This window comes from Actinocorallia longicatena (genome assembly GCF_039534125.1).
In the GTDB taxonomy this organism is placed as follows: domain Bacteria; phylum Actinomycetota; class Actinomycetes; order Streptosporangiales; family Streptosporangiaceae; genus Actinocorallia; species Actinocorallia longicatena.
The window spans coordinates 141,991-153,765 of the sequence record NZ_BAAAUV010000019.1; the positions used below are offsets into that span (position 1 = coordinate 141,991).

Sequence of the window (11,775 nt, forward strand, 5' to 3'; positions counted from 1 at the left end):
CCCGGTCCCGTCAGCCTTCGAAGTACAGCAGGGCGTTGATCGCGGCGGCGGCGACGGTCGCGCCGCCCTTCTCGCTGACGTTGCTGACCTGCGGGAGGCCGCTGCCGCGCAGCTTGGCCTTGGCCTCGGCGGCGCCGACGAAGCCCACCGGCAGCCCGATGACCAGCCCCGGCCGCACCCCGCGCAGGACGATCTCCTCCAGGGCGCTGGAGGCGCTGCCGACGACCCAGACGGCGCCGGGCCCGACCTCGGCGTAGGCCAGCCGGACGGCCGCCGCGGCCCGGGCGATGCCCGCGGCCTTGGCCATCCGCGCCGCGGCCGGGTCGTCGATCGGGCAGATCGTCCGCCGCTCGGTGATCCCCGCGGCGACGGTCGGAACGTCCGTGACGATCGGAGCCCCCGCCCGCAGGGCCCTCAGCCCGTGCTGGAGCTGGCGTTCGTCGGTCACGAGATCGACCGCGTACTCGAGGTCGGCACTGGCGTGGATCACCCGTTCCACGACGGCCCGCCACAGCGGCGGCATCGGCGTGAGATCCACCCGCGAGCGCAGGATCTCGTACGACGCGACCTCGATCGGGTGGGGCTGACGTACGTTCATCCTGGTGCCTCCTCCAACGCCGTTACCCGTGCCAGTGCCGCGGTGGCCCGCGCCGACCGCCGTTTCCCGACGATCAGTTCCGCGCGCACCCCGGCTCCCGCCAGCGCCGCCGCCTCGGCCACACTCGGCGTCCCGACCGCCCGCGCCACCCTGATCTCGGGCGCCGGAACCGGCACAGCGGCCAGCGTATCGGCCCGGAAGATCCGAAGTTCCCACCCATACCGCTCACAAGTGGCGGTGACCGCCGTTTCCGCCTCTTTCCCCTCCAGCGTGGCCAGCGCCGTCACCCGTTCGTGACCGATCCCGGCCTCCGCCAGCACCGCGGCCACCAGAGCGTCCAGGTCGGCCTCGCCGGTCCCTCTCCGCAGCCCCACCCCGACGACGTACATCCCGTCAGGGCCTGGTGCCCGAGACCACGAAGATCGGGTTCAGGGCGTCCAGGCGGTGGGTCAGGTCGGGGAGCGGCTTGAGGCGGGCGGCCGAGAGCTGCACGGCCTCGGCGGTGTGGCCGTGGTCGCGGAGGACGGCCAGGGTCTGCGGGACCCGGTCGACGGCGGCGAGGGTGACGACCGTGGTGCGCAGGGCCCGCCGGGCGCACTCCTCGATCGCGGGCATCCCCCCGCCGCCGACGAAGGCCGTGTCGGGATCGGGAAGGTACTGCAGGACGTCCGGGGCGGTGCCGCGCGAGACCGCCACCTTGACCCCGTGGGCCTGGACGTTCCGCCGGATCCTGGCGCACGACTCCTCGTCCCGCTCGACCGCGATCACGGCCGCGCCGAACCGGGCGCACTCGATGCCGACCGAGCCGCTGCCCGCGCCGATGTCCCAGACCAGGTCGCCGACGCGCGGCCCGATCCGTGCCAGGACCAGGGCCCTGACCTCGGCCTTGGTGATCTGCCCGTTCCGCGCCTCGAAACCGTCCTCCGGCAGTGCCCAGGCACCCGGTCCCGGACGCCCGCCGGCCAGCCAGCCCATCGGCCCGACCGCCCGGCGCGGATCGTAGACGATCACGATGTTGGGGTCGCGCCACGGCCGGGTGGTCGCCTCGGCGGGCCGCACGACCGTGACCCGCTCGTCCGGGCCGCCCAGGTCCTCGCAGACCACGAAGGTCCGCGGCGTCTGCGGATGGAGTTCGCGGGCAAGCTCCGCGGGGCCCGCGCCGGGAGCGGTCAGCACGGCGACCTTCCCGAACGCCCTGCACACGTTGACGGCCCGCCGCAGCTCCCGGCCGTGCGCCGAGACGACCATCGCGTCGTCCCAGCTCATGCCCGCGTGGGCGAAGGCCCGCGCGACCGACGACAGCGCCGGGACGACGCTCACCCGCAGGCCGCGTTCGCGCAGCGCCCGCACGATGCCGAAGAACCCGGGGTCGCCGCTGGCCACCACGACGGCCGCGCCCTCGTGCTCCCCGATCGCCTCGAACGCCGGATCGAGGGCGCCGAGCACCACCGTCCGCGCGCCGTCCGGGACCCCGGCCAGCTCGAGGTTCCGGCGCCCGCCGACGACCAGGGTCGCCGCGTCGATCGCGGCGCGCGCCTCGCCGGACGGCTCGCCGCCGTCGATCCCGACGACGGTCACCCGGATGCTCATCAGGTCCTCCCGCAGGCGTCGGCGAAGCGGCGGGCGAACCAGGGCGTGCCCGCCCAGTGCAGGTGCAGGTAGGACGCCAGGAGCGTCCCCTGGACGAAGCCCTCGGCGCCCTCGGTGCTCCACTGCCAGGCGGCGACGCCGCCGCGGCCGGGGGTCACCGCCGTCCGGTGGAACTCATGGCCCCGCACCCGCTCCCCCGCCCGTGCGACGACCGAGTCCGCGACGGCCACCGCGCTCCGGTAGCCGAGCGTCAGCCGTGCCGTCATCTCCGCCGAGGCGTCCACGACCCCGGCCAGCGGGACCCCGTCGAGCGCCTTCGTCAGGTACAGCAGCCCGGCGCACTCGGCGTAGACCGCGCCGGAGAACCGTCCGACCTCCGCCAGCAGCGCCCGGTTGGCGGCCAGCTCGGAGGCGTACACCTCGGGAAACCCGCCGCCGATCACCAGGCCGCCCGCCCCCTCGGGGAGACGCTCCTCGCGCAGCGGGTCGAACGTCACGACCTCGGCGCCCGCGGCCCGCAGCAACTCGACCTGCTCGGCGTACCCGAACGTGAAGGCGGGACCGCCCGCGACGGCCACGACCGGGCGGCCCGGACCGGCTTCGACGGCGTCCCCGGCCGACCACGGCCGCACGGTCAGCGGTGGCGCGCCGTGCGCCAGCTCCAGCAGGGCGTCCAGGTCGCAGGTCTCCGCGATGAGCCCGCCCAGCCGCGCGACGGTCTCCACCGCGTCGGCGTGCCGTTCGGCGACGGGGATCAGCCCGAGGTGCCGGGACGGCGTGGCGATGCCGTCATGGCGGCGCAGCACCCCCAGCACCGGGACGCCCAGCGCCTCGACGGCCTCCCGGCAGATCTCCTCGTGCCGGTCGGAGCCGATCCGGTTGAGGATCACCCCGCCGAGCCGCACCCTGCCCTCGGAACCGGAGTCGAAGGTCATGAACCCGTGGACGACCGCCGCGATGGACCGCGCCGCCGAGGAGGCGTCGACCACCAGCACGACCGGCGCCCGCAGCAGCTTGGCGACATGCGCGGTCGAGGCGAAGTCGCCCTGCCCGACGGCCCCGTCGTACAGCCCCATGACCCCCTCGACGACCGCGATGTCCGCCCCGGCGGCTCCGTGCAGGAACAGCGGCCCGATCAGCTCCTCGGACGTCAGGTAGGGGTCGAGGTTGCGCCCCGGACGCCCCGTCGCCAGCGAGTGGTAGCCCGGATCGATGTAGTCGGGCCCGACCTTGTGCGGGGAGACCGCCAGGCCCCGCGCGCTGAACGCGGCCATCAGCCCGGTCGCCACGGTGGTCTTGCCGCCGCCCGAGGCGGGCGCGGCGACGACCAGGCGCGGAATCCCTACCACTCGATGCCCCGCTGGCCCTTCTGGCCCTGGTCCATGGGGTGCTTCACCTTCGTCATCTCGGTGACCAGATCGGCGGCCTCCACCAGGCGCGGATCGGCGTCGCGGCCGGTGATCACGACATGCTGGCGTCCGGGCCGGTCGCGCAGCACCGCGACGACCTCCTCGACGTCCACCCAGCCCCACTTCATCGGGTAGGTGAACTCGTCGAGCACATACATGCCGTACTTCTCCGCCGCGAGATCACGCTTGATCTGCTCCCAGCCCTCGCGGGCGTCGGCGGCGTGGTCCTCCTCGCTGCCGGGCCGCTGGATCCACGACCATCCCTCTCCCATCTTGTGCCAGTCGACCGGCGCGCCCTCCCCGGACGCCCCGAGCGCGACCAGCGCCCGCTCCTCGCCGATCCGCCACTTCGCCGACTTCACGAACTGGAAGACCCCGACCGGCCACCCCTGGTTCCAGGCCCGCAGCGCCAGCCCGAACGCCGCGGTCGACTTGCCCTTCCCCGGCCCGGTGTGGACGATCAGCAGCGCCCGGTTCCTGCGCTGACGCGTCGTCAGCCCGTCCTCGGGCACATACTCCGGCTTACCCTGCGGCATCTCCGGTCACCTCTCGCAGAAGAAGAAAAGACGTCAGGCCGCGCGGCGCGAACGCCGCACCACGCCCGCGAGCGCGTCGAGACCGTCCAGCGGGACGACCTCGGCGCCGAGCCCGGCCCCGAGCCGGGCCGCGAGACCCAGCCGCACCGGCCCCGTCTCGCAGTCCACGACGACGGTCCGCACGCCCGCCAGCAGCGGCGCGGCCAGCAGCGGGTCGGGGCCGTGGGTGGCCCTGCCGTCGGTGACCAGCACGAGCAGCGCCCGCCGGGACGGGTCGCGCAGCCGCTCCACGCGCAGCACCTCGGCGGCCCGCAGCAGCCCCGCGGTGAGCGGGGTCCTGCCGCCGGTCGGCAGCCGCTCCAGCCGCCGCGCCCCCGCCTCGACCGACGACGTGGGCGGCAGCGCGAGCTCGGCCGACGTCCCCCGGAACGTGATCAGCCCGATCTTGTCGCGCCGCTGGTAGGCGTCCATGAGCAGGGACAGCGCCGCGCCCTTGACGGCCGTCATCCGGCGGCGCGCCGCCATCGAGCCGCTCGCGTCCACGACGAACAGCACGAGATTGCCCTCGCGGCCCTCCCGGACCGCACGCCGCAGGTCCTCCCCCGCGATGACCAGGCCCCGGCCGTCCCGGCCGCGCGCCCGCTGGTGCGGGGCGGCGGCGCGCAGGGTCGCGGTCAGGTGCAGTCCCCGTGCGCCCGGCACCGCCCCCGACACCCGGCCGTAGGGGCTGCGCGCCTTGGACCTGCGGCCCGGTGCGCCCTCCCCGATGCCGTCGACGGTGAACAGGCGCGGCCTGAACACCCCGCCGGGCGCCGCCACCACGCCCTCACCCGCACCGCTGTGACCGGCCTCATCCGCCGCGTCCTGGCCGGCGGGGGGACGGCCGCCGTCCCGGCCTTCCGTGCCGTCGTCGCGGGACGGGCCGGAATCCGCGCCGTCCTCGCCCGGTCCTCCGCCGTCCTCGGGTTCCGTGCCGCCGCCGTCCGGCGGGGTGCCCTCCGGCTCTGGTTCGGGTTCGGGTTCGGGCTCGAAGTCGTGCTCGTCGAGCAGCGCGTCGAGCTTGGCCTCGTCCAGTCCCGGCGCGTCGAACGGGTCGCGGCGGCGGCGGTGCGGCAGCGCGAGCCCGGCCGCCTGCCGGACGTCCTCGCGGGTCACCGAGGTCCGGCCGTGCCAGGCCGCCAGCGCGAGCGCGGCCCGCGCGGTGACCAGGTCGGCGCGCAGCCCGTCGACCTCGAATCCGGCGCACACCGCGGTGATCGCCCGCAGCGCCCTGTCGCCGAGCACGACCGAGGGCAGCAGGGCGCGGGCCGCGGCGATCCGCTCCCCGAGCCCGTGCTCGGCGCCCTCGAAGGCGACGGCGAACCGGGCGGGGTCCTCCTCGTAGCGCAGCCGTCGCCGCACGACCTCGGCCCGTTCGGCGGGCTCGCGGGTCGCGGCGACCTCGACGGTCAGCCCGAACCGGTCGAGGAGCTGCGGCCGCAGCTCGCCCTCCTCCGGGTTCATCGTCCCGACCAGCAGGAACCGTGCCGCATGCCGGACCGAGACCCCCTCGCGCTCCACGAACGAGCGGCCCATCGCGGCGGCGTCGAGCAGCAGGTCCACGAGATGGTCGTGCAGCAGGTTGACCTCGTCGACGTAGAGCACGCCCCGGTGCGCCCCCGCCAGCAGGCCCGGCTCGTAGGCCTTGACCCCCTCGGTGAGCGCGCGCTCCAGATCGAGCGAGCCGGTCAGCCGGTCCTCCGACGCCCCGACCGGCAGCTCCACCAGCCGCGCCGGACGCACGGCGCCGGGCCCCTCCTCGTGGGGGCCGTCCGGGCACTCGGGGTCGGGTGCCGCCGGGTCGCAGGCGAACCGGCAGCCCGGCACCACCGCGATCGACGGCAGCAGCGAGGCCAGCGCCCGGACGATCGTCGACTTGGCCGTCCCCTTCTCGCCGCGCACGAGCACCCCGCCCACGGACGGCGACACGGCGTTGACGAGCAGGGCCAGCTTGAGATCGTCCATGCCGACGACGGCGGAGAACGGATACGGCGTCACGACGTCCTTTCCGGGACCGGGTCTCCTCGCCCGATCGACCACGAAACGGCGCGAAGGAGTTCCTGACTCCCAGGATCTCCCTGGTCACAGTTGCGGGACAGCCCCGGATTCCCACCGGGTTCCTCCGATTCGCGCCGTCATGAGCATGCCACAGCTCTTCACCGGAGCGCCGGTCCGGCCTACCATCGTTCATAAGTGAACGCTTACGCGAGGTGCGGCATGCGCGACACCCTTCCCTTCCGCAGGGGCGACGTCTCCTGGACCGTCGGCCGTGAACCCGTCCTCGGCCTCGCGGCGGCGCCGACCCTCCTGCTGCAGGTCTGCCATCCGCTGGTCGCGGCCGGGGTCGCGCGGTACTCGGAGTTCGAGTCCGATCCGTTCGCGCGGCTCTGGCGCACCCTCGACGTGCAGCTGAAGCTGGCCTACGCCCGTCCCGAGGTGTCGCGGCGGCAGGCCGAGCGGCTGCGCCGGGTGCACGAGCGCGTCCGGGGCTTCAGCGACGAGGGCATCCCCTACCGGGCGCTCGATCCCGAGCTGCTGCTGTGGGTGTGGGCGACGCTGGTCCACGGCCAGATCACCGTGTTCGAGCTGGCCTTCGGACGGCTGCGGGAGGACGTCCGCGAGACCTTCTACCAGGAGCAGAAGCTCATCGCGCACGCGTGCGGCGTGCCCGAGGGCTACTGTCCCGACTCCTACGCCGGCTTCCGCCGCTACTTCGACCGGGTGCTGAGGACGGAGCTGCGGGCGACCCCGACCGCGCTCCGGGTGATCGAGCTGGGCCGGTCGGCCCCCGGCCTGCCCCGCCCGCTCGGCGCGGCCTACGGCCAGGTCAACCTGGTGGCCGCCGGCGCCCTGCTGCCGCGCGGCCTGCGCGACGCCCTGGGCGTTCCCTGGTCGCCGCGGCGCGAGCGCGCGTTCCAGGCGATGCTGTCGGCGAACCGGGCGGCCGCCCGCCTGATCCCCGCGGCGATCCGCCACCGCCCGGCCGACCACCTGGTCAACCGCGACGGCCCTCTGCGCCTGTTCGCCGCCGGGAAGGCGCTCGCGGAACCGCGCGCCTGACTCCCTGTGATCGTCCCGTCGTGTTCCAGCGAGCGCAGGCTCCTCAGCGGGGGCAGACGAACCAGACGGCCTTGCCGCGGACGCGCGGGTCCATGCGGGCGCGGGCCGGCGAGGTCCCCCAGCGGCCCTTCGACAGCTCCGCGACAATCGACAGGCCGCGCCCGTAGTCACCCCTGTCGACGTCGAGTTCCTGGTCACGGGCGGCCATCCCGTCGAACACGGCGCAGCAGAACTCGTATTCGTCGACGAAGTAGAGCCACAGCTCGTGCGGTGGGTGCGCCGGAGCGTGCTGATGGGCGTTGGTGGCGAGTTCGCTCGCCATCAGTGCCGCGTCCGAGGCTGTGTCCCCGGGCACACCCAGATCACTCAGCGCCTGCCGAAGATGCCGCCTTGCGGCTCCGGCACAGGTCGCGTCGGGTGGCAGCACCCAGGTCCACGAACGTCCGAGGCCTTCTGCGAGCTCCACTTGCCGCCCTTTCGCCAGCATGAAAACTACAGCCGGTCCCCGTGCCGTCACGAAAGACAATCTCCCGTGAGATTCCCACCATCGCAACCGACTTGCCGAAGATTCTTGGTTTCTCACCAATCACGGCGCATTCGGCAGCACACTCGTCACATGACTTACCGTCCGACCGTGCGAGGCCGCAGGCTCGCGCGGGAATTGCGCCGCCTGCGAGAATTGCAGGGGCTGACCCTGCAGGATGTCGCCGACCGCCTCGGCTGGTCGCGCGCGACCGTCTCCCGGCTGGAGACCGGGCAGACCCGTCCGCGTGACGTGGCCGAGCTCCTCGACCTCTACGGGGTGCCGAGCCCCGACCGGGACGCGCTGCTGACGCTGTCGCGCGAGGCACGCCAGATGGGCTGGTGGACCGCGTACGTCGACGTCTTCAACGGCACATACGTCGGCCTCGAGGACGAGTCCTCGGAGATCCGCGCCTGGGACGCCCAGCTCATCCACGGCCTGTTGCAGACCGAGGCCTACATGCGGGCGGTCATCGAGGCCGGGCGGATGCTGCCGAGCGCCGCCGACGTGGAGCGCCGGATGCACGCGCGCAAGCAGCGCCAGGCCCTGCTCGACCGCGACGGCGCGCCGAAGCTGCACGTCGTTCTCGACGAGGCCGCCATCCGGCGGCCGATCGGTGGTGAGGAGGTGATGCGGGACCAGCTCTCCCATCTGGCGACGGCGGCCGAACGGCCGAACGTCACCATCCAGGTCCTCCCGTACGCGCAGGGTGCGCACGCGGGGCTCGACGGGAGATTCACGATCCTGTCGTTCTCGGACCCCGCGGACCCGGATATCGCCTATGTAGAAGGGACCATGGGCGACGTGTACGTGGAGAGCGCAGAGGCAATAACCCAACATAGGAACCGGTTCGAGCGCATCGAGAACGAGGCGCTTTCACCCGCACAATCCGTCCGGCTGATCGCCGAGGCGGCAAAGGAGTAGTTCCGTGGTCGAACTCACCTGGCGCAAGTCCACTCACAGCGGTAGCGGAGACCAGTGCGTTGAGGTCGCCGCGCTGCCCGAGGGCGGTCGCGCGATCCGCGATTCGAAGAACCCCGACGGACCCATGCTGATGATCAACCGTTCCGAGTTCACCAAGTTCGTCCAGGGTCTTCACGGCTAACTAGAACGTGTTCTAATCTCCAGTACACCCGTACTGGAGGAGACAGAACCGTGAAGCTCGGGATCAACGTCGGCTACTGGCAGCGCAACCCGGAGGACGCCACCGAGACGGTGCTCGCCGCCGAACGGCAGGGTTACGACTCGGTTTTCACGGCCGAGGCCTACGGCTCGGACGCCTTCACCACCCTCGCCTGGTACGGAGCCAGGACTTCCCGGATCAAGCTGGGAACCGCGGTGGTGCAGATGTCCGCTCGTACTCCGGCGGCGACCGCCATGCACGCCCTCACCCTGGACGCGCTGTCAGGCGGCCGGCTGATCCTGGGCCTCGGCGCGTCCGGGCCGCAGGTGGTCGAGGGCTGGTACGGCCAGCCCTTCCCCAAGCCGCTCGCCCGGACGCGCGAGTACCTCGACATCCTGCACAAGGTCTGGGCGCGCCAGGAGCCGGTCACCAACGACGGCCCGCACTACCCCCTGCCCTTCCCGGGCGGGACGGGGCTCGGGAAGCCGTTGAAGTCGATCGCGCACCCGGTGCGTTCCAGCATCCCCATCTACATGGGGGCCGAGGGACCGAAGAACATCGCGCTGTCGACCGAGATCGCCGACGGCTGGCTCCCCCTGTTCGTCGACCCGCAGAAGATCGACTCGCTGTTCGGCGAGTCGCTCAAGGACCGCAAGCCGGGCTTCGAGATCACCGCGACCGTGACGACCGTCGTCGCCCCGCTCGAGGAGGCCCTCGGCTGGGCGAAGGTGCCGATGGCGTTCTACATCGGCGGCATGGGCGCCAAGGACACCAACTTCCACCTCGATCTCATCGGCAGGCTCGGCTACGCCGAGGAGGCGGCGCGCGTCCAGGAGCTCTTCCTCGACGGCCGCCGCGACGAGGCGATCAAGGCCGTCCCCGACGAGCTCGTCGACGCGATCTCGCTGCTCGGCCCGCTCGACCGCATCAAGGAGCGCCTGCAGCTGTGGCGCGACAGCCCCGTCGGCACCCTGCTCATCGCGGGCGTCAAGGACGAGCCCACGCTCAAGGCCATCCGGGAACTCGCCGACGCGTGATGGAATGACCCCATGGAAGACGTGCTGGGGCCGGACTACGAGGCCATCGAGATCGACCTCGGAACCGACGCCGAAGGCGAGGTCGTCGCCACGCTGGTCAAACGGACCGGCCCCGGATCGTCGCGCAGGGCCGTGCTGTACGTGCACGGCTTCGTCGACTACTTCTTCCAGACCCACCTCGCCGACTTCTACGTCGAGCGCGGCTACGACTTCTACGCCCTCGACCTGCGCAAGTACGGCCGGTCGCTGCGCGCGCACCAGACCCCCAACATGATCCACAGCCTCACCGACTACTACGCGGAGATCGACGAGGCCGTCCGGATCATCCGCGAGGACCACGACGTCCTGCTCGTCAACGGCCACTCCACCGGCGGTCTCATCACCGCCCTGTGGGCCGACCGGGTCCGCGGCCAGGGGCTCGTCCAGGGGCTGTTCCTCAACAGCCCGTTCTTCGACGTCAACGAGGCGGCCTGGCTGCGCGCCGTCGGCACCGGCCTCGCCGGGGCGCTGCGGCGCCGGGCGCCCAACGCCGCGCTCCCCGCCGCGCTGTCCTCGGTCTACGTGACGACCATCCACCGCGACTTCGGCGGCGAGTGGGACTTCGACCTCACGCTCAAGCCGCTCAAGGGCTTCCCCGTCCGGGCCGGCTGGTTCGCCGCGATCAGGCGCGGCCAGAAGCGCCTGCACGCCGGGCTCGCCATCGACGTCCCCGTGCTGGTCATGTGCTCCACCAAGACCGTCAAGGCGAAGAAGGACGGCGAGGGCATCGACAGCAGCGACATCGTCCTCGACGTCGAGCACATCGCCAAGTGGGCGGTCGCCCTGGGCCGCCACCTCACCCTCGTGCGCGTCGAGGGCGGCGTCCACGACCTCGTCCTGTCCGCCAAGCCCGCCCGCGACGAGGTCTTCACCGAACTCGACCGCTGGCTCACCGGCAACCTCTAGGGTCTGTTTCGAAGTCGGCGCCCGTGGCGAGCGGCGTCCAGGTGCGTGCCTCGCGGGGGCGGAGGAGGGAGTCGACCTGGTTGGGTCGGCGACCGACGACAACCTCGCGAGGTGCGTGCCTGGGCGCCGCGCAGTAGGGCAGTTGACTTTGAAACAGCCCCTAGTCCCCGAAGCCCTTGAGGATCTCGGGGCGGAGGACGTTCCTCATGCGCTCGTAGGCGATCGCGAAGGGGCGGCAGCGGCCCCACTCGTAGCGGACGCCCGTCTCGGTGAACATCGGGAGATAGGTCCGCAGGGCGAGGGCGTCGACGATCTGGAGGTCGGTCGCGCACAGCGGGTCGGAGGTCCTGGCGGTGCCGTTCAGCAGGGCCGTCACGCGGCCGAGCCCGGCCTTGCGCAGGGTCTGCGGCCGGTAGATCCCGGACGCCGTCAGCAGTTTCCCGGTCCTCAGGTCGAAGACGGCCGACTGGGGCTGCCACCAGCTCGCGTGCTGGGCGGCGGTGCCGGCCGGGGTGAAGCCGTAGCGGATCGACAGGTAGCCGTCCGTGCGCCGGACGAGCCGGGCCGAGGTCGTGAGGACCGTCCGGCCGGTGAGCGGGGCGAGGGTGGCGGCGTTGGTCGCGGCGAACCGGGTGACGTAGCCGAGGATGGGGCGGGCGAGGGAGGCGTCCAGGACCTTGGTGATCCGCTCGTCGCCTCCCGTCGCGTGCGGCACGACCGCGGTGTAGGTGATGCCCTGGTCGCCGCGCTGCTCGGTGGTGAACGTGAGGGTGAGGCCCGCCGGTGCGGCCGCGACCGGCGGGGGCGGCGGGGACGTCGGCCGGGGCGGGTCGTCGGGCGAGCCGCCGCGGGCGAGAACCGTCACCGCCGCGGCGCCGATCACCAGCACGGCCGCGCCCGCGACGGCCGTCTGGA

At 72.9% G+C, this 11,775-nt stretch carries 13 protein-coding genes and 1 riboswitch; of the genes, 5 read left to right on the top strand and 8 right to left on the bottom strand.

Annotation, left to right across the window (positions count from 1 at the left end):
• Positions 1–10: 10 nt before the first annotated feature.
• Genes ABD785_RS29810 through ABD785_RS29835 form a run of 6 tightly spaced genes read right to left on the bottom strand, consistent with a single transcriptional unit; the run spans position 11 to position 6,137 of the window.
• Positions 11–598 carry a precorrin-8X methylmutase gene (locus ABD785_RS29810; RefSeq protein ID WP_344835029.1) on the bottom strand — a complete coding sequence of 196 codons (588 nt, stop codon included), beginning with the start codon at positions 596–598 and terminating at the stop codon, positions 11–13.
• Complete coding sequence (locus ABD785_RS29815; RefSeq protein ID WP_344835032.1) at positions 595–987, bottom strand: cobalamin biosynthesis protein; 393 nt, start codon at positions 985–987, stop codon at positions 595–597. Before ABD785_RS29815 ends, ABD785_RS29810 begins: the two co-directional genes overlap by 4 nt.
• A 4-nt stretch (positions 988–991) precedes the next feature.
• The gene (gene cbiE, locus ABD785_RS29820; RefSeq protein ID WP_344835034.1) at positions 992–2,188 is read right to left on the bottom strand and encodes a precorrin-6y C5,15-methyltransferase (decarboxylating) subunit CbiE; all 1,197 of its coding nucleotides are present in this window, start codon (positions 2,186–2,188) and stop codon (positions 992–994) included.
• Complete coding sequence (locus tag ABD785_RS29825) at positions 2,188–3,537, bottom strand: cobyrinic acid a,c-diamide synthase CobB (protein WP_344835038.1); 1,350 nt, start codon at positions 3,535–3,537, stop codon at positions 2,188–2,190. The genes cbiE and ABD785_RS29825 overlap by 1 nt, the downstream gene beginning before the upstream one ends.
• Entirely contained in the window at positions 3,531–4,133 is a 603-nt protein-coding gene (gene cobO, locus ABD785_RS29830; protein WP_344835040.1) for a cob(I)yrinic acid a,c-diamide adenosyltransferase, read from the bottom strand. Before cobO ends, ABD785_RS29825 begins: the two co-directional genes overlap by 7 nt.
• 33 nt (positions 4,134–4,166) lie before the next feature.
• Entirely contained in the window at positions 4,167–6,137 is a 1,971-nt protein-coding gene (locus tag ABD785_RS29835; RefSeq protein ID WP_344835076.1) for a magnesium chelatase subunit D family protein, read from the bottom strand.
• Between the two features lie 44 nt (positions 6,138–6,181).
• A riboswitch (adenosylcobalamin (AdoCbl) riboswitch) is annotated at positions 6,182–6,319 on the bottom strand.
• A gap of 70 nt (positions 6,320–6,389) precedes the next feature.
• Between ABD785_RS29835 and ABD785_RS29840 the strand changes: the two genes are divergently transcribed.
• A complete protein-coding gene (locus ABD785_RS29840; RefSeq protein ID WP_344835044.1) occupies positions 6,390–7,232 on the top strand; it encodes an oxygenase MpaB family protein in 843 nt (280 codons plus the stop codon).
• 43 nt (positions 7,233–7,275) lie between these two features.
• Here ABD785_RS29840 and ABD785_RS29845 read toward each other — a convergent pair whose 3' ends face one another.
• Positions 7,276–7,719: an ATP-binding protein gene (locus ABD785_RS29845; protein WP_344835048.1), complete on the bottom strand. Its 444-nt coding sequence runs from the start codon at positions 7,717–7,719 to the stop codon at positions 7,276–7,278.
• Between the two features lie 129 nt (positions 7,720–7,848).
• On the opposite strand from ABD785_RS29845, the gene ABD785_RS29850 reads away from it, so the two are divergent.
• Genes ABD785_RS29850 through ABD785_RS29865 form a run of 4 tightly spaced genes read left to right on the top strand, consistent with a single transcriptional unit; the run spans position 7,849 to position 10,860 of the window.
• The gene (locus ABD785_RS29850) at positions 7,849–8,679 is read left to right on the top strand and encodes a helix-turn-helix domain-containing protein (protein WP_344835050.1); all 831 of its coding nucleotides are present in this window, start codon (positions 7,849–7,851) and stop codon (positions 8,677–8,679) included.
• A gap of 4 nt (positions 8,680–8,683) precedes the next feature.
• Positions 8,684–8,860 (top strand): DUF397 domain-containing protein, encoded by a 177-nt coding sequence (locus ABD785_RS29855; protein ID WP_344835053.1) that lies wholly within the window; start codon positions 8,684–8,686, stop codon positions 8,858–8,860.
• A 50-nt stretch (positions 8,861–8,910) separates the two neighbouring features.
• The gene (locus ABD785_RS29860) at positions 8,911–9,915 is read left to right on the top strand and encodes an LLM class F420-dependent oxidoreductase (RefSeq protein ID WP_344835056.1); all 1,005 of its coding nucleotides are present in this window, start codon (positions 8,911–8,913) and stop codon (positions 9,913–9,915) included.
• A 12-nt stretch (positions 9,916–9,927) separates the two neighbouring features.
• Complete coding sequence (locus ABD785_RS29865) at positions 9,928–10,860, top strand: alpha/beta hydrolase (protein WP_344835060.1); 933 nt, start codon at positions 9,928–9,930, stop codon at positions 10,858–10,860.
• Between the two features lie 160 nt (positions 10,861–11,020).
• Here the strand turns inward: ABD785_RS29865 and ABD785_RS29870 are convergent.
• A partial coding sequence (locus tag ABD785_RS29870) for a hypothetical protein (protein ID WP_344835063.1) occupies positions 11,021–11,775 on the bottom strand: 755 nt, incomplete at its 5' end.